This is a genomic window from Pseudomonas sp. KK18, from assembly GCF_037094675.1.
Lineage (GTDB): Bacteria > Pseudomonadota > Gammaproteobacteria > Pseudomonadales > Pseudomonadaceae > Aquipseudomonas.
In genome coordinates this window covers 6,400,261-6,417,914 of sequence record NZ_CP146605.1, presented here as the reverse complement: position 1 = coordinate 6,417,914, position 17,654 = coordinate 6,400,261, and the positions used below count along the sequence as shown (strand labels likewise).

At 61.1% G+C, this 17,654-nt stretch carries 17 protein-coding genes; 7 read left to right on the top strand and 10 right to left on the bottom strand.

Annotated features, from left to right (window positions below):
* Positions 1-55: 55 nt before the first annotated feature.
* The 5 genes from V6607_RS29125 to V6607_RS29105 all read left to right on the top strand — a co-directional run bounded on the left by V6607_RS29125 (position 56) and on the right by V6607_RS29105 (position 4,411).
* Entirely contained in the window at positions 56-1,213 is a 1,158-nt protein-coding gene (locus V6607_RS29125; protein WP_003215437.1) for a D-alanyl-D-alanine carboxypeptidase family protein, read from the top strand.
* A gap of 84 nt (positions 1,214-1,297) precedes the next feature.
* Positions 1,298-1,573, top strand: a complete 276-nt coding sequence (locus V6607_RS29120) for a DUF493 domain-containing protein (RefSeq protein ID WP_003215438.1) — start codon at positions 1,298-1,300, stop codon at positions 1,571-1,573.
* On the top strand, positions 1,573-2,220 hold the full coding sequence (gene lipB, locus V6607_RS29115; protein WP_003215439.1) for a lipoyl(octanoyl) transferase LipB: 648 nt from the start codon (positions 1,573-1,575) through the stop codon (positions 2,218-2,220). Before V6607_RS29120 ends, lipB begins: the two co-directional genes overlap by 1 nt.
* Before the next feature lie 26 nt (positions 2,221-2,246).
* On the top strand, positions 2,247-3,242 hold the full coding sequence (lipA, locus tag V6607_RS29110) for a lipoyl synthase (RefSeq protein ID WP_017476250.1): 996 nt from the start codon (positions 2,247-2,249) through the stop codon (positions 3,240-3,242).
* A gap of 233 nt (positions 3,243-3,475) precedes the next feature.
* Positions 3,476-4,411 carry an LD-carboxypeptidase gene (locus V6607_RS29105; RefSeq protein WP_134327363.1) on the top strand — a complete coding sequence of 312 codons (936 nt, stop codon included), beginning with the start codon at positions 3,476-3,478 and terminating at the stop codon, positions 4,409-4,411.
* A gap of 133 nt (positions 4,412-4,544) precedes the next feature.
* Here the strand turns inward: V6607_RS29105 and V6607_RS29100 are convergent, their stop codons facing one another.
* The 5 genes from V6607_RS29100 to leuS form a co-directional block, all read right to left on the bottom strand.
* A complete protein-coding gene (locus V6607_RS29100) occupies positions 4,545-5,870 on the bottom strand; it encodes a lytic murein transglycosylase (RefSeq protein WP_003215443.1) in 1,326 nt (441 codons plus the stop codon).
* Positions 5,871-5,931: 61 nt separating this feature from the next.
* On the bottom strand, positions 5,932-6,096 hold the full coding sequence (gene arfA, locus V6607_RS29095) for an alternative ribosome rescue factor ArfA (RefSeq protein WP_003176285.1): 165 nt from the start codon (positions 6,094-6,096) through the stop codon (positions 5,932-5,934).
* A gap of 84 nt (positions 6,097-6,180) precedes the next feature.
* On the bottom strand, positions 6,181-7,218 hold the full coding sequence (holA, locus tag V6607_RS29090) for a DNA polymerase III subunit delta (RefSeq protein WP_008436560.1): 1,038 nt from the start codon (positions 7,216-7,218) through the stop codon (positions 6,181-6,183).
* Positions 7,219-7,257: 39 nt separating this feature from the next.
* Positions 7,258-7,863, bottom strand: a complete 606-nt coding sequence (lptE, locus tag V6607_RS29085; RefSeq protein WP_008436571.1) for an LPS assembly lipoprotein LptE — start codon at positions 7,861-7,863, stop codon at positions 7,258-7,260.
* Between the two features lie 90 nt (positions 7,864-7,953).
* Entirely contained in the window at positions 7,954-10,560 is a 2,607-nt protein-coding gene (leuS, locus tag V6607_RS29080; RefSeq protein ID WP_008436573.1) for a leucine--tRNA ligase, read from the bottom strand.
* A 261-nt stretch (positions 10,561-10,821) separates the two neighbouring features.
* Between leuS and V6607_RS29075 the strand changes: the two genes are divergently transcribed.
* Both V6607_RS29075 and V6607_RS29070 read left to right on the top strand, forming a co-directional pair.
* A complete protein-coding gene (locus tag V6607_RS29075) occupies positions 10,822-11,139 on the top strand; it encodes a hypothetical protein (RefSeq protein ID WP_008436575.1) in 318 nt (105 codons plus the stop codon).
* 103 nt (positions 11,140-11,242) lie between these two features.
* Positions 11,243-12,004, top strand: coding sequence for a YdcF family protein (locus tag V6607_RS29070; RefSeq protein ID WP_134327362.1), 762 nt, complete (start codon positions 11,243-11,245; stop codon positions 12,002-12,004).
* Positions 12,005-12,127: 123 nt separating this feature from the next.
* On the opposite strand, the gene lnt is transcribed toward V6607_RS29070, so the two are convergent.
* The 5 genes from lnt to miaB all read right to left on the bottom strand — a co-directional run bounded on the left by lnt (position 12,128) and on the right by miaB (position 17,538).
* A complete protein-coding gene (gene lnt / locus V6607_RS29065) occupies positions 12,128-13,651 on the bottom strand; it encodes an apolipoprotein N-acyltransferase (protein WP_008436579.1) in 1,524 nt (507 codons plus the stop codon).
* 8 nt (positions 13,652-13,659) lie between these two features.
* Positions 13,660-14,499, bottom strand: a complete 840-nt coding sequence (locus V6607_RS29060) for an HlyC/CorC family transporter (RefSeq protein WP_003215451.1) — start codon at positions 14,497-14,499, stop codon at positions 13,660-13,662.
* Between the two features lie 27 nt (positions 14,500-14,526).
* The gene (gene ybeY, locus V6607_RS29055) at positions 14,527-15,000 is read right to left on the bottom strand and encodes an rRNA maturation RNase YbeY (protein WP_003215452.1); all 474 of its coding nucleotides are present in this window, start codon (positions 14,998-15,000) and stop codon (positions 14,527-14,529) included.
* Complete coding sequence (locus tag V6607_RS29050; RefSeq protein ID WP_003215453.1) at positions 14,993-15,994, bottom strand: PhoH family protein; 1,002 nt, start codon at positions 15,992-15,994, stop codon at positions 14,993-14,995. The genes ybeY and V6607_RS29050 overlap by 8 nt, the downstream gene beginning before the upstream one ends.
* A gap of 218 nt (positions 15,995-16,212) precedes the next feature.
* Complete coding sequence (gene miaB, locus V6607_RS29045) at positions 16,213-17,538, bottom strand: tRNA (N6-isopentenyl adenosine(37)-C2)-methylthiotransferase MiaB (protein ID WP_008436584.1); 1,326 nt, start codon at positions 17,536-17,538, stop codon at positions 16,213-16,215.
* Positions 17,539-17,654 lie beyond the last annotated feature (116 nt).

Below are 17,654 nucleotides of genomic sequence, written 5' to 3'. Positions count from 1 at the left end.
GTCTGAATAGTTTTGCCCGCGAGGGCAAGTTTCCATAAGCAATTTCGAGAGACGGATGAACATCACCACCTTAGCCAAACGCACGTGCCTGCTTCTTTCGCTGATCATCACCCCGGCCGCCTGGGCGGTTGAAATGGTGCCAGCTTCCCCGCAACTGGCTGCCAAGGCCTGGGTCCTGATGGACGCCGCCAGCGGCAACGTGCTGGTGGAGAACAACGGTGACCAGCGCCTGCCCCCAGCCAGCCTGACCAAGCTGATGACCGCCTACATCGCGACCCTGGAAATCCGTCGCGGCCAGATCGGCGAAAACGATCCGGTGACCGTCAGCGAAAACGCCTGGCGCACCGGCGGTTCGCGGATGTTCATCAAGGTCGGCTCGCAAGTGACCGTCAGCGACCTGCTGCACGGCATCATCATCCAGTCGGGTAACGACGCCAGCGTAGCCCTGTCCGAGCACATCGCCGGCAGCGAAGATGCGTTCGCCGACATGATGAACAAAACCGTGGCCGACCTGGGCATGACCAACAGCCACTTCATGAACCCGACCGGCCTGCCGAACCCTGAGCACTACTCGTCGGCTCACGACATGGCGATCCTGGCTCGCGCGATCATTCGTGTCGACCCGGTGCACTACGCGATCTACTCCCAGAAAGAGTTCTTCTGGAACAACATCAAGCAGCCTAACCGCAACCTGTTGCTGTGGCGTGACAAGACTGTCGATGGCTTGAAAACCGGCCACACCGAAGAAGCCGGCTACTGCATGGTGTCGTCCGCTGTCCGTGACGGCCAGCGCCTGATTGCCGTGGTATTCGGTACCAACAGCGAGCAGGCCCGTGCGGCCGAGACGCAAAAGCTGCTGACCTATGGCTTCCGTTTCTTCGAAACCCAGACCTTCTACCAGAAAGGCACCGAGCTGGCTCAAGCCCCTGTGTGGAAAGGCGCGACCCATCAAGTCAAGGCTGGCCTGGCTGAAGACCTGACCCTGACCATGCCTAAAGGCCAGCTCAAGAAGCTGGTGGCCAGCATGACCATGAACCCGCAACTGGTCGCACCGATCGCCAAGGGCGATGTGATTGGTAAAGTCGAAGTGAAGCTGGACGACAAGGTGGTGCACAGCGCCGATCTGATCGCTCTGGACGCCGTCGACGAAGGTGGTATCTTCCGACGCGTGTGGGATAGCATCCGTCTATTCTTCTACAGCTTGTTCAACTGATAGTGTGCACCTGCATGACCCCGCGCTGATCCGGCGCGGGGTTATGCCCGTCGCCACGGCTTACGCTTACGAGGCCGTTACGCCATGACCGATACCGAAGTAAAGGCGCCAAAGATCGAATTCCCAAACGTGGACTATCCCGTCAAGGTGATCAGCGATACGGGCGTGGGCAACAAGGATAAGATCATCGAGATCGTCAAGAAACACGCAACGATCAACCATGACCGTGTGGATGAGCGTCAAAGCACCAACGGCAAGTACACCACTATTCAGTTGCACATCGTGGCGACTGATCAGGACCAGCTCTACAACATCAACAGCGAACTGCGGGCTACCGGCTTCGTGCACATGGTGTTGTGATGTCACAGACCCTGGGCTTTCGCGAGCTCGGCCAAATGGCTTACGAACCGGTGTGGCACGCCATGCAGCGGTTCACCAACGAGCGCGGCACTGAAGCCCCGGATGAAATCTGGCTGGTGGAGCACCCGCCGGTTTTCACCCAGGGCCAGGCCGGCAAGGCCGAGCATTTGCTGCTGCCGGGAGAAATCCCGGTGGTGCAGGTCGACCGCGGCGGGCAGGTGACTTACCATGGCCCAGGTCAATTGGTGGCTTATCTGTTGCTGGACGTGCGCAGGCTGGGTTTTGGCGTACGTGAGCTGGTCAGTCGCATGGAGTCATGCCTGATCGAGCTGCTGGCCAGCTACGGTGTGACCGCCGCGGCCAAGCCGGATGCACCGGGGGTTTATGTTGATGGCGCGAAAATCGCCTCCCTGGGCTTGCGGATTCGCCACGGTTGTTCCTTTCATGGCCTGGCCTTGAATGTGGACATGGACCTGGCGCCGTTTCGACGGATCAATCCCTGCGGCTACGCCGGTTTGGCGATGACCCAGTTGAGCGATCACGCAACACCACTAGAATTTGCCGAGGTAAGTGCCCGGCTGCGCGCGCAGCTCGTCAAACACCTCGACTATGCTGAGCAGACGACCCTAACGGGCGGAATCGACTGATTATGACTACTGATGCAGTGCAAACCATGATCCCGACGCTGGATGTTACCGAGCGTCCGGCCCCGCGTGCCAAGGTAGAAGCCGGCGTCAAGCTGCGCGGCGCCGAGAAGGTTGCACGCATCCCGGTGAAGATCATTCCGACCACCGAACTGCCGAAAAAGCCTGACTGGATTCGCGTGCGTATCCCGGTTTCGCCGGAAGTCGACCGCATCAAGGCCCTGCTGCGCAAACACAAGCTGCACAGCGTGTGCGAAGAGGCGTCCTGCCCGAACCTGGGCGAGTGCTTCTCCGGTGGCACCGCGACCTTCATGATCATGGGTGACATCTGCACCCGTCGTTGCCCGTTCTGCGACGTTGGCCACGGCCGGCCGAAGCCACTGGACGTCAACGAGCCGGAAAGCCTGGCCATCGCTATCGCCGACCTGAAACTCAAGTATGTCGTGATTACCTCGGTAGACCGCGACGACCTGCGTGACGGCGGTGCCCAGCACTTTGCCGACTGCATCCGCGAGATCCGCAAGCTGTCGCCGAACGTGATGCTCGAGACCCTGGTGCCGGACTACCGTGGCCGTATGGACGTGGCGCTGGAAATCACCGCCGCCGAGCCGCCTGACGTGTTCAACCACAACCTGGAAACCGTACCGCGCCTGTACAAGGCTGCGCGTCCGGGTTCGGACTACCAGTGGTCGCTGACCCTGCTGCAGAAATTCAAGCAGATGATGCCGCACATTCCGACCAAATCCGGCCTGATGCTGGGCCTGGGCGAAACCGACGAAGAAGTCATCGAAGTCATGAAGCGCATGCGCGAACACGACATCGACATGCTGACCCTTGGCCAGTACCTGCAGCCGTCCCGCAGCCACTTGCCGGTACAGCGCTTCGTGCACCCGGATGTGTTCGCCTGGTTTGCCGAAGAAGGCTACAAGATGGGCTTCAAGAACGTCGCTTCCGGCCCGCTGGTACGTTCCTCGTACCACGCCGACGAGCAGGCGAAACTGGTCAAGGCCAGCCTGGTGTCCTGATACGCGGAACGCCGGACACTGCAGGACCCATGTGGGAGCCGGCTTGAGTGGGAGCGGGCTTGCTCGCGAATGCGTTGGATCAGTTGACCTGTCCGGTGACTGACTGACCGTCTTCGCGAGCAAGCCCGCTCCCACCCAGGCCCGCTCCCACATTTGCTACTGACTCTTCCTCTTCTGTTTGCAACCATTGCTGTTTAGAGTGCCTTGGGCAATCCACGCGAGGAGAACCATGGATGACGACTCAATTGACCACTTGTGCGGTACCTGCGCTGCGCGCCGAAGGCGTGATCGGGCTGATTGCCCCTGCCGGGCCGGCCGAGCTGGATATCGACACGGCCACGCAATGGATGCGCGCCCGGGGCTACACACTGCGGATCTTTCCGGGCGTGAGCCAGCGTGATGGCTATCTGGCCGGCAGTGATGAGGTACGCCTTGATGACCTGCACGCTGCGTTCGCCGATTCGACCATCGACGCGATTTTCTGCCTGCGCGGCGGCTACGGCACGCCACGCCTGCTGGACCGCCTGGACTTTGACCTGCTCCGGGCCAACCCCAAGCCATTCGTAGGCTACAGCGATATCACCGCCCTGCACCTGGCGATCAACCGGTATGCCGGTTTCGTCACCTTCCATGGTCCGATGTTCAACGCTGACCTGTTAGGTGAAAAGCAACAGCCTACCGAGTCGTCGCTGTTCAGCATGCTGCGTGGGCAAGTGAAAGCCGGTAGCCAGCTGGCTCACCCTGTGGCCTACCCGCTGACCACCGTCGAGCCAGGCATCGCCTGTGGGCGGCTGCTGGGCGGCAATCTATCGATGATCGCAGCAGTGATGGGCACGGCTTACGAGATTGACGCCGAGGGCATCATTCTGTTTATCGAAGATGTGAACGAGCCGTTGTACCGCATTGACCGGTTGCTCACCCATTTGCGCCTTGCGGGCAAGCTGGCCCAGGTGGCGGGCGTGGTGGTGGGGGATGTGGCTGGGGTTGATAGCTTTGCGCTTGAGCGCTTGCTGAAGCAGACCTTCGGGCCGTTGTGCATTCCTGTGCTATCCGGCTGGCGCAGCGGGCACTGCAATCCGAACCTGACCTTGCCGTTGGGCGCCAGGGTGCGGCTGGATGCGGGGGAGAAGCGGTTGGTGTTGGAACAGGATGTGGTGTTTAAGGCCTGAACTTTGTAGCGCCGATAAAGGCCTCTTCGCGAGCAAGCCCGCTCCCACATTTCGATCGCGTTCCTTCAGGAAGTGCACGGTCAAAATGTGGGAGCGGGCTTGCTCGCGAATGCGGTAGCAGCCATACGCCGATCTATCGGCTTTGCAGCGACTCCAGCAACTTCACCGTCGGATACCCATCCGCCGGCCAGCCCAGGGACTGCTGCGCGGCACGAATCGCCTTGCGGGTATTTGCACCGATGATCCCGTCCGGGTTGCCTGCGTCGTAACCATTGGCACTGAGTACCGTCTGCAAGTCAATTCGCTGCGAGCGAGTCAACGGCAGTTCATCTTTCGGCCAGCTCCCACGAATCAAGCCACCGCCCCCGAAGCGTTCCGACAACAAGCCAACTGCCAACGCGTAGGACGACGAGTTGTTGTACTTGAGGATCGCGCGGAAGTTATCCAGCACCAGGAACGCCGGGCCACGATAGCCGGCCGGCAGCAACAGGGCGGCGGAAAGCTGGTCGACGTTGGCCGGGACACTGGCGCCCGGCGGCACCTGGATTCCCAGTTTCAGCCACTCGCCAACGGTCTTGCGTACGCTGCCATCGGCCAGGGCGTAATCAAAATTCAACGGCAGTTGCTGCACCTCGAAGCCCCAGGGCTGGCCTTTCTGCCAGCCGGAGCTTTGCAGGTAGTGCGCGGTGGAGGCGAGGGCGTCGGCCGGGCTGTTCCAGATATCGCGGCGGCCGTCACCATCGAAGTCTACGGCGTGGGTGTTATAGGTGGTCGGGATGAACTGGGTCTGGCCCATGGCCCCGGCCCAGGAGCCTTTCATCTGGTCGGCGGCGATATCGCCATGCTGGATGATTTGCAGCGCCGCCAGCAGCTGCGCCTGGGCGAAGGCCGGGCGACGGCCTTCATAGGCCAGGGTCGCCAGTGAGCGGATCACCGAGTTGTTGCCTTGGAATTGGCCGAAGTTACTCTCCATGCCCCACACCGAGACCAGCGCCTGGCGGTCGACGCCGTAACGGTCCTCAATGCGTTGCAGAATGTCGGCGTACTTCACCAGCAGCGACTGGCCATTGCGCACCCGCAGCGGCGACAGCGCGCCATCGAGGTATTCCCATACCGGGCGGGAGAACTCCGGCTGGCTGCGGTCGGCGCGGATCACCGCCATGTCGGGTACGACATTGGCAAAGGCCGTGTCGAAAACCTGTGGCGTGATACCGGCCTTCAAGGCTTCCACGCGAAACCCCGCCTGCCATTCGGCAAAGGTCTGGGTCGGCTGGATATCAAGATTGTCTGCCACCAGTGGCGCAACGACGGCAGGCGCAGCTACCGGTGCAGTCTGGAGCGGGGGCAGGGGTTGGGCATCGGCAGCGGTGGGTTTTTCCGCGCAGGCGACTAACAGAATGAGGCTGGAGGCAGCGATCAGTTGGCGAAGGTGCCAACGACGGGAAAGACTAGAGGGCATGCACAGGTCCAGGGAATACGAATCAGGTACAGACCTTATCATGCCGGAGGGGCGCTTGCCTTCAGGCAGCCAGAAAGTAAGAAGCCTCCCAGCTATTAGACTGGAAGGCTTCGCGGCGGTAGCTGCCTTTGCCTTTGCCGGCTCGTTCCTGGCGACTGCGGAACAACGGCTGGGCGATGATGGATTTGGCCTTGTTGGGGCCATGCTTGGATGGCTTTTTGCTCATGATGGGTACTCTCTGGCAGGTTGATGATGCGGTGCGAATCATCTGCCGAAGTTTGGATTCTGTCCAGCCCAGCGATACGTAGGACTATTCAGCAGGCAGCGCCAAGCGCTGTCCTGACATCAAAAGTGACAAACGACTCAGGCTCATCCACGGCGATCCAGCCGCCTGCCCCTTGATCTGCGCGTCAATGCGTTGGGCTTCCAGCAGCAATTGCGCCCAGCGTTGCGCCGAGTGCCGTTGCAGGGCTTTGCTGATCAGTGGTTTGCGCTTGTCCCATACCGGTGGCCGCGCCTGGCTGAAGGCCTTGTCCAGTGGGATGCCCTGGCTGTACTGCAGGGCAATATTGGCCAGCAGCCGTAATTCTCGCGCCAGGGCCCAGAGAATCACCGGCGGCTCGACGCCTTCGCCGCGCAGCCCTTCGAGCATGCGCAGGGCGTGGGCGGGTTCGCCGTTGAGGATCGCATCCACCAGGCCAAATACGTCAAAGCGCGCGCTGTCCGCCACGGCGCCTTGCACGGTTTCGACGGTGATCTGGCCACCCTCGGCCATCAGCTTGAGCTTTTCGATTTCCTGGGCGGCGGCCAACAGGTTGCCTTCCACCCGCGCCGCGATCAGCTCCACCGCATCCTGGCTGGCACTCAGCCCTGATTGCGACAGGCGCTGACGAATCCACTGCGGCAGTTGGCTGCTGTCCACCGGCCAGATCTGTATGAACTGAGTCTGGCCGCCTTCCACCAGCGCCTTGCCCCACTTGGTTTTCTGCGCACTGCCATCAAGCTTGGGCAGGCTGATCAGCAGCAGCGTGTCTTCGGCAGGGCGTGCGCAGTATTCCATCAAAGCCGCCGCGCCTTTGTCGCCGGGCTTGCCCGAAGGCAGGCGCAGTTCCAGCAGGCGTTTTTCGGCGAACAGCGACATGCTCGCCCCGGCTTGCAGCAGCGTACCCCAGTCGAAACTGGCGTCGGCGCTGAATACCTGGCGTTCATCGAAGCCCTGTTGGCGGGCGGCGGTGCGAATTGCGTCCGCAGCCTCCTGGCACAGCAGCGGGTCATCACCGCTGACGATGTAGACGGGCGCAAGGCTGCCTTGCAGGTGCTTGGCGAGTTGGGCGGGGGCGAGTTTCATAGGCAGTGCGAACGGGGCGCCTGGGGCGCCCCGTCTGGCTTACTCGACAGGAACTTCGACAGGCGACTGTTTAGGTTGGCTGTCTTCATACTCTTGCGCAGCTTTCAGCGCATCGGCATCTGCCTTGGCCTTGGCATCCGCGGTTTGCTGCAGCTTATCCAGTTGCTCCGGCGTGATCAGTTGCAGGCGCAGGACCATGCGCTGCACCAGTTCACGACGCATTTCCTTGCGCACCTGGATGGTTTCGGAGTCCGAACCCACCAGGTTGTTGCCGTCGTGGCTCACGACTTTCTGTATCTGGATCTTGTCGCCCATCAGCGGCAGGTGGTCATGGCCCTGGATTTCGAAGAAGAGCGTGGTGCTCAGCTCAATGTCCGAAGCACGCCCGGCGCTGGCGTAGCTGAGGCTGCGCTGCTCTTCTTTTTCATCCACCAGGTTCAGTTTGTAAGCCGCGCCTGAATAGACTTTGACGCCACTGTTTTCCAGGACCTGGCGCAGCTGTTGCACGGTCTCGCCGTAGGAGTTGCGGGCGGTGACGTCCAGTTCCTTGATCGCCAGTTCGGTGGTGCCGGTGCCGCGCAGCTGGAAGCCGCAAGCGCTCAGCAGCACGGCAAGGCCCATAACCAGCAGATTGCGTTTGATCATTTTGATGCTCCCCTTGAAACCATGTGGGCCTTATCGAGGCCCTGGAGGTTTTGTTCGGCGCCAGGGTTATTCCCTCGGCGCCCGATCCGATTAGCTAGCGACGATATTGACCAGTTTGCCGGGCACCACGATCACTTTGCGGATCGTCAGGCCTTCGGTGAAGCGCAGCACGTTCTCATTGATACGGGCGGCGGCTTCGACGTCTTCACGGCTGGCGCTGGCCGGCATGTCGATCTGGCCACGCAGCTTGCCGTTGACCTGAATCACCAGTTGCAGCGTGTCCTGTACCAGGGCGCTGTCATCCTGTACCGGCCAGCCGGCATCGATGACGGCACCGCTGTGGCCCAACTGGTTCCACAGTTCGTGGCTGATGTGTGGCGTGATCGGCGCCAGCAGCAGGGTGACCGTTTCCAGGCCTTCCTGTACCAGTGCGCGGTCCTGTTCGGTAGCCTGCGGCGCTTTCTCCAGCACGTTCATCAGCGTCATCACCTGGGCGATGGCGGTGTTGAATTTGTGGTGCTGGCCCACGTCCTGGCTGGCGTGCTTGATGGCCAGGTGGGTGCTGCGGCGAATGACTTTTTGCTCATCGCTCAGGGTCGCCACGTCCAGCTTGCCCGGCAAGCCTTGGCTGACATGGGCGTGCGCCAGGCGCCAGACGCGCTTGAGGAAGCGATGCGAACCTTCGACGCCGGAGTCCGACCATTCCGCGCTCATATCAGGCGGCGAGGCGAACATCATGAACAGGCGGCAGGTGTCCGCGCCGAACTGGTCGATCATCGACTGTGGGTCGACGCCGTTGTTCTTCGACTTGGCCATCTTCTCGGTGCCGCCGATTTCCACCGGCAGGCCGTCGGATTTCAGCTTGGCGCTGATCACCTTGGCCTTGCTGTCACGCTCCAGCTCGACATCTGCCGGGTTGAACCAGGTGTAGGCGCCATTGGCTTCGCGGCGGTAATAAGTCTCCGCAATCACCATGCCCTGGGTCAGCAGGTTCTTGAACGGCTCGTCGGAACTCACCAGGCCTTCATCACGCATCAGCTTGTGGAAGAAGCGCGCGTACAGCAGGTGAAGGATGGCGTGTTCGATACCGCCGATGTACTGGTCTACCGGCAGCCAGTGGTCGGCCGCGGATTTTTCCACCAGGCCGCCTTCATAGTGCGGCGAGGCGTAGCGGGCGTAGTACCACGAAGACTCCACGAAGGTGTCCATGGTGTCGGTTTCGCGTTTGGCCGGGGCACCGCAGTTCGGGCAGGTGCACTCGTAGAATTCGGGCATGCGCGCCAATGGCGAGCCAGCACCGTCCGGCACCACGTCTTCGGGCAATACAACCGGCAGTTGGTCTTCCGGTACCGGCACGTCACCGCAGGTTTCGCAGTGGATGATCGGGATCGGGCAGCCCCAGTAGCGCTGGCGGCTGATGCCCCAGTCACGCAGGCGGAACTGGGTGCGCGAGGCACCGAGGTTTTTCTTGATCAGCGCGACTTCGATGGCGTCGAAGGCGCCTTCGAAATCCAGGCCGTCGAACTCGCCGGAATTGATCAGTGTGCCGTGTTCGTTGTACGCGTCCTGCCACGGAGCCGGGTTGGTGTCGCCCGAACTGGTGCGCACCACGGACTTGATCGGCAGGTTGTACTTGACGGCGAATTCGAAATCGCGCTCGTCGTGGGCCGGCACAGCCATTACTGCGCCATCACCGTAGTGCATCAGCACGTAGTTGGCGACCCACACCGGCAGCTTCTCGCCGGTCAATGGGTGCTCGACGAACAACGAGGTCGGCAGGCCTTTTTTCTCCTGGGTGGCGACGTCGGCTTCGGCGACGCTGCCGCCCTTGCATTCGGCGATGAACGCCTGCAGCTCAGGGTTGTTCTGTGCGGCCTGGGTGGCCAGCGGGTGTTCGGCGGCCACGGCGACGTAGGTCGCGCCCATCAGGGTGTCCGGACGGGTGGTGAAGACTTTCAGTACACCTTCTGCGCCGATGGAGTCGACGTTGTAGGGGAACTGCACTTCCATGCCACGGGACTTGCCGATCCAGTTGCGTTGCATGGTCTTGACCTGCTCGGGCCAGCCCGGCAAATCATCGAGGCTCGACAAGAGTTCATCCGCGTAGGCGGTGATCTTGAAGTAGTACATCGGGATTTCGCGCTTTTCGATCAGCGCGCCGGAACGCCAGCCGCGGCCGTCGATCACTTGTTCGTTGGCCAGTACGGTCTGGTCCACCGGGTCCCAGTTCACGGTGCCGCTCTTCTTGTAGATCACGCCTTTTTCGAACAGGCGAGTGAACAGCCATTGTTCCCAGCGGTAGTAATCAGGCTTGCAGGTGGTCACCTCGCGGGACCAGTCCACCGCCAGGCCCAGGCTGCGCAGCTGGGTCTTCATGTAGGCGATGTTTTCGTAGGTCCACTTGGCAGGCGCTACGTTGTTCTTCATCGCGGCGTTTTCCGCCGGCATGCCGAAGGCGTCCCAACCCATGGGTTGCAGGACGTTCTTGCCCAGCATGCGCTGGTAGCGGGAGATGACGTCGCCGATGGTGTAGTTGCGCACATGCCCCATGTGTAGCTTGCCGCTGGGGTAAGGGAACATCGATAGGCAATAGAAAGTCTCCTTGCCTGGCTGTTCACTGACTTCAAAGGACTTTTGCTCATCCCAGAACGACTGGGCGGCATTTTCTATTTCACGGGGCTGATATTGTTCGTGCATGGCTACTTTTGAACTGAATAGGGGTGGCCTAATCCTCTTCGGTGCAACGTTCAGGTTGATCGACACCAAAAAGCGGCGCGTCCGTGCCCAAACCCTGCGGGAAGTGGAGTTACAGGAAGCGCCGTAGCATACATGACCCCACTCTATCGAGGGAAACCCTGATTGCGCCGCCGAGGCCGTTGGTCGCGGCGCCAGGCAGGCAGGGCAAGCAGGACTACGCTGTTTAGTGGGGAGTGAGTCTTATCTTCAATGAGGTGAGGGATGGTTGATTCGCAGCGAACTTTAACGAAACCGCAGGTGTACGAAGGACTGATCGACCGTTTGGGTCGAGCACTGGATGCAGCAAAAACCGCAGGCCGATTGTGTGATGAACGGCCTCTGGAGTTGGAACTGCGTGGCTTGAGCCAGGCAGAGCTGGACGTGATCAGGGTGTATCTGGAGTTGAATGAGCATCGCGCGTCCCATGGCATGGCCTCCCCGCCAGCCCAGGAGTTTTCGCGATCGGCCAAGGTGGTATGGCTCAAGGATTTTTCGGCCGGTCGCAGCCCGGAAAAACTCCGGTCCGTGCGTTTCAAGTGAAGTACCGCGTTAGTGATCTGTAGCCTTCTCAGCGTCTGTTCCTGTAAAGATTGTCGCTTAACCCCGTTACACCTTAGGCTTCGGGCATCTTTGGAGATGCCCGATGCCTATTCGCTATTTCATTAAACAATTGTTGTTGCCGCCCGGCATCCTGTTGCTGTTGCTGGCCCTTGCCTGGTGGTTTCGTCGCAGCCGACCGCGGCTGGCGGCCGTGTGCTTTGCCCTGGGATTTGGCGGGATGTGGCTGATGAGCCTGCCGGTGGCGGTTCAATGGGGCGCAAAGGCCCTGGAGACCGAGCCGCCTCTGGCCCGTGATGAATGGGCGACCCTGGCGCAGCGGGCTGATGCCATCGTAGTGTTGGGCTCGGGGCGTGAGCGCGGGGATCCGGCGTGGGGCTCCGATCAGCCGACGGGTATCGGCCTTGAGCGCCAGCGCTATGCAGCCCGCCTGGCCAAGGCTTCGGGCTTGCCGGTGCTGACCACCGGCGGCTTGCACTACGGCACACCGCCCAGCGAGGCGGAGTTGATGGCGGTATCGATGCAGGATGACTTTGGCGTGAGCGTGCGCTGGGAGGAAGAGCGCAGCCGTACCACGTGGGAAAACGCGCAGATGAGTGCCGAGATTCTGCTGCCGCAGGGAGTCAAGCGTGTGGTGGTCGTGACTCAGGCCTGGCATATGCCGCGCTCGCGCTGGAGCTTCGAAAAGGCCGGGTTCACGGTTGTTCCGGCGCCAGTGGGGTTTCTTGGTTTGGACAATGCCCGGCCATTGGGTGGCTGGATGCCGGAGTTCAAGTCGGTATGGCAGAGCGGGCAGTTGCTGAATGAAGCGGTGGGGCAGGTGGGTTACCGGATGTTTTACAGGTAATACCGCCGGGCAAATGTGGCAGCGGGCTTGCTCGCGAATGCAGTGTGTCAGTCACTGGTGCTTTAACTGACAGATCGCATTCGCGAGCAAGCCCGCTCCCACATTGTCGTCCGAGTATTTCTGTTAAACCGTTTTGGACATCCGGCCCGCTAACAGCGCCCAGCCAAACAGGCCAAGGCACAGGATGATCAACGGCCACGAACGCCATTCCAGGTAAGGCGTGAGGTTGTGCATCGGCACGACCTCGCCGTAGAGAATCCCGCGTTCAAACTGCGGGATCTGCACGGTGATCTGCCCGTACGGGTTGATCAGGCCAGTGACGCCGTTGTTGGTGGCGCGGATCATCCAGCGCCCGGCTTCCAGGGCGCGCATCTGGGCCATCTGCAAATGTTGCAGCGGGCCGATGGAGCGGCCGAACCAGGTGTCGTTGCTGATGGTCAGCAACAAATCGCTGCGGGCCGACAGGCCGGCGGCGAACTCCGGGTACACCACTTCATAGCAAATGAACGGCGCAATCTGATAGCCCTTGGCTTGCAGCAAAGCCTGGTCGGACGGCCCGCGGGCGAAGTCCGACATCGGCAGGTCAAAGAACGCGATCAAGCCGCGCAACATGTCCTGCAGCGGCACGTACTCGCCAAACGGCACCAGCTTCTGCTTCAGGTAGGTGCCGTCGCCTTCGCCCACCACCGTGATGCCGTTGAAGAAGCGCTTGTGGTGATGCACTTCCTGGCGGATCGGTACACCGGTGATCAGCGCAGTGTGCCGGTCAGCGGCGAACTTGCCCATCATGCCCAGGTAACCCTCCACGGATTCCTTGAGCACCGGCACGGCGGTTTCCGGCCATACCAGCAGGTCGACAGGCTTGGAGCTGAAGCTCATGTCGCGGTACAGCGCGAGCTGCGCATTGAGCTGCTCCGGGTCCCACTTCATGCTTTGTTCGACGTTGCCCTGGATAGCCGCCACCGTCAGCGGCGCGCCGGCGGGGGTGGTCCATGCATGATGCTTGAGTGCCAGGCCGATGGCCCATGGCGCCACCAACAACAGCAAGCCGGCACCGATGAACAGGTTGCGCTTAGCCGCCAGCAGACGCGGCAGGTTGCAGATCAGTGCGGCGGTCAGCGCCAGGGCAAAGGATATCAGCCACATCCCGCCCAGCGGCGCGAGGCCGGTGAGAGGGCCGTCGAGCTGGCTGTAACCGGAATAGAGCCAGGGAAAACCGGTGAGGAACCAGCCGCGAAACGCTTCCTGGCCAACCCACAAGGCCGCGAAGGCCAGGGCATCGGCCAGTGGCGCTTCGTTGCGGCGCAGCCAGCGCGCCCACAGCCAGGCGGGCAGGGCAAAGAACCAGGCAATGGCCGCCGTAAACGCCAGCATCAGCATGCCCGCCAGCAGCACCGAAGCGCCGCCGAAGTGGTGAATGCTGTAGTAGATCCAGCTGGTACCGGCGCCAAACAGGCCGAAACCGAAACACCAGCCGCGCCACAAGGCCTGGCGCGGTGTCAGTTCACGCAATCCCGCATAAAAGAACCCGGCCGCCACCAGCGCAAACGGCCAGAGGTCGAACGGCGCCAGCGCCAGGGTGGTGATGGCGCCGGCCACCACGGCCAGCAAGTTACCGGGCCAGCCGGGTGCAATCATACGGCGCATGTCAGTCCTTAGCGGGCAATAGGTGTCAAACGGATCAAGTGAATACGGCGGCTGTCAGCATTCAGGATGCGGAAGCGATAGGCACCGATCTCGGTGGTCTCGTTACGCTTGGGCAGGTGCCCGAACGCACTCATCACCAGGCCGCCAACCGTGTCGAATTCATCGTCGGAGAATTCGCTGTCGAAGAACTCGTTGAAGTTCTCGATCGGCGTCAGGGCCTTGACCAGGAAATCACCGCTGGGCAGCGGCTTGATGTAGCTGTCTTCTTCCACATCGTGTTCGTCTTCGATGTCACCGACGATCTGTTCCAGCACGTCTTCGATGGTCACGAGGCCGGCCACACCGCCGTATTCGTCAATCACGATGGCCATGTGATTGTGGTTCGCACGAAATTCGCGCAACAGCACATTCAGGCGCTTGGATTCAGGGACGAAGGTGGCAGGACGCAGCAGGTCCTTGATGTTGAAGCTGTCGCCGTTCTCCTTGAGGATCAGCGGCAGCAGGTCCTTGGCCAGCAGGACGCCCATGACGTCGTCATGGCTTTCGCCGATCACCGGGTAGCGCGAGTGCGCCGAGTCGATCACGGCCGGGAGGAATTCCCGTGGGGTCTGGGTCGCCTTGATGCTGACCATCTGTGAGCGCGGAACCATGATGTCCCGCACTTGCAAGTCAGCGACCTGGATAGCGCCTTCGACGATGGCCAGCGCTTCGCTGTCCAGCAACTTGTTCTGATGCGCCTCGCGCAGCAGCTCCAGCAGCTCCTGGCGGTTTTTCGGCTCGTGGGCAAAGGCCTGGGTGAGTTTCCCCAGCCATGACTTTTGCCCGTTGCTCGATCGGTCTTCGCTCATAGCGATTACTCTAAATCCTTTATTGTTTCAGTTAGGTGTAGTTGCAATTTCGTCGTCTGCATACGGGTCACGATGACCCAGTTCTGCAAGCAACGTTCGTTCCAGTGCTTCCATTTCTTCGGCTTCGTCATCGTCTATATGGTCGTAACCCAAGAGATGCAAGCAGCCGTGGATGACTAGATGGGCCCAATGGGCCTCAAGTTCCTTGCCCTGTTCCTTTGCTTCACGCTCGACCACTTCGACGCAGATCACCAGGTCGCCCAGCAACGGGATATCCAGCAGCTCATCGGGTACGTCGGCGGGAAACGACAGCACGTTGGTCGCGTAGTCTTTTTGTCGCCAGGTGTGATTCAGTTCACGGCCTTCGGGCTCGTCCACCAGGCGAATGGTCAGCTCCGAGTCGGCGGTGCGCTGGCGCAGGGCCAGGGTGCACCACTGGCGGAACTGTTCTTCGCTGGGGGCGGGCGCTTCGGTGGCCAGCTGCAGGTCAAGCTCAAGCATCGCGGCGAGTGTCCTTGGCCGGTTGGTCGTCGCGGTGTTCGAAGCGCTCGTAGGCTTCGACAATGCGCTGCACCAACGGGTGACGTACCACGTCTTTGGGCATGAAGTGCGTGAAGCTGATCCCCGGCACGTCCTTGAGTACGTCGATCACCTGGGCCAGGCCCGACTTGGTGCCTTTGGGCAGGTCGACCTGGGTGACGTCGCCGGTGATCACGGCGGTGGAGCCGAAACCGATCCGGGTCAGGAACATCTTCATCTGTTCAACGGTGGTGTTCTGGCTTTCGTCGAGAATGATGAAGCTGTTGTTCAGCGTACGGCCACGCATGTAGGCCAGCGGGGCGATCTCGATCACCTGGCGCTCGATCAGCTTGGCCACGTATTCGAAGCCGAGCATCTCGTAGAGCGCGTCGTAGAGCGGGCGCAGGTACGGGTCGATCTTCTGGGCCAGGTCGCCGGGCAAAAAGCCCAGCTTCTCGCCGGCTTCCACCGCCGGACGCACCAGCAGGATGCGTCGTACCTGCTCGCGCTCCAGGGCGTCGACCGCGCAGGCCACGGCCAGGTAGGTCTTGCCGGTACCGGCAGGGCCGATGCCGAAGTTGATGTCGTTGCCCAGGATCTCTTTGACGTAGCGCTGCTGGTTCAAGCCGCGAGGGCGAATCATGCCTTTCTTGGTGCGCAACGCGACGCTGGCTTCGGCTACCGGGTTATTGGCCAGGTCCTCCACGGCGGATTCCTGCAGGTACAGGTGCACCGTTTCCGGCGACAGCTCGCTACCTTTGGTTTCCCGGTAGAGGCGGCGCAGAAGGTTTTCTGCCGAGGTGGTGTGCTGGGGTTCACCAATCAGCTCGAATTGATTGCCGCGGTTGCGGATCTCGATGCTCAGGCGTTGTTCGATCAGGCGCAGGTGCTCGTCGAACTGTCCGCACAGATTGGCGAAACGGCGAGCCTCAAAGGGCTCGAGGAGAAAACGATGTGGTTCTATGGGTGCGTTCAAGGTCGTTTTTAGCCGCCCTGGGGCAATTAAGATGAAATCAAGGATAACGCCAGCAGGCTGCGTGCGAAAGCACTTATATAGCCCGAAGCTGGTACCGTTCTAATGTGGGAGCGGGCTTGCTCGCGAATGCGATGGGGCAGTCAGCCTGTTCGTTGCCTGATACACCGCCTTCGCGAGCAAGCCCGCTCCCACATTGGTTCCCGGTGGCCGAATTATTGTTACACCAGCGAACCGCGCAGCGAGTGCGGTTGTGCCGCGTCGATGTGCACGTCGGCGAACTGCCCGATCAGCGTCGGATTATCGCAGCGGAAGTTGACGATCCGGTTGTTCTCGGTCCGGCCCTGCAATTCGCCAGGGTCTTTTTTCGAGTAGTCGGTCACCAGGATGCGCTGGGTCGAGCCCACCATCTGTCGGCTGATCTCGAAGCCTTGTTGATTGAGGCGATGCTGCAGGGCGTTCAAACGCTCCTTCTTCAACGCTTCCGGAGTCTCGTCCGCCAGATCCGCCGCCGGGGTGCCCGGGCGCTGGCTGTAGACGAACGAGTAGGAGAAGTCGAACCCGACGTCTTCAATCAGCTTCATGGTCTGCTGGAAATCTTTCTCGGTTTCGCCCGGGAAGCCGACGATAAAGTCCGAGCTGATGCAGATCCCCGGTACCGCCGCACGCAATTTGCGCAGCTTGGATTTGTACTCCAGGGCGGTGTGGTTGCGTTTCATCGCCGAGAGAATGCGGTCCGAGCCCGATTGCACCGGCAAGTGCAGGTGTTTGACCAGTTCCGGCACTTCGGCGTGGGCCTGGATCAGGCTGTCGGAGAATTCCAGCGGGTGCGAGGTGGTGTAGCGAATCCGCTCGATCCCATCGACGGCGGCGACTACGCGGATCAACTCCGCGAGGTCCGCCAGGCGCCCGTCATGGGTCTGGCCGCGATAGCCGTTGACGTTCTGCCCTAGCAGCGTCACTTCACGCACGCCGTTCTCGGCCAGGTGAATGATCTCAGCCAGTACGTCGTCGAACGGGCGGCTGACTTCTTCACCGCGAGTGTAGGGCACCACGCAGAAGGTGCAGTACTTGCTGCAGCCTTCCATTACCGACACATAAGCGCTTGGGCCGTCGATGCGCGGCTCGGGCAAATGGTCGAATTTTTCGATTTCCGGGAACGAGACGTCGACTTGCGGCAGCTTGGTGATGCGCGCGGCGTCGATCATTTCCGGTAGGCGGTGCAGGGTCTGCGGGCCGAAGACCACGTCGACGTACGGTGCGCGGTCGCGAATGGCGGCGCCTTCCTGGCTGGCCACGCAACCGCCGACGGCGATCACCATGTCCGGGTTGGCCAGTTTCAGTTCACGCCAGCGGCCCAGCTGCGAGTAGACCCGGTCCTGGGCCCGCTCGCGGATCGAGCAGGTATTGAGCAGGATCACATCGGCGTCTTCAGCGCGAGCGGTGACTTCCAGGGCCTGATGTTCACCCAGCAGATCGACCATGCGCGAGCTGTCGTACTCGTTCATCTGGCAACCGTGGGTTTCGATGTAAAGCTTCTTGGCCATGGGGATCGTCAACTGGTGGTAAAGAACCGCGCATTATAGGGGGCATGCCGATAGGTTCCTAGCACTGTGCATCGGACGCCATGCTATAGTTCGCGCCCTCTTTTAAATCCCCCGAT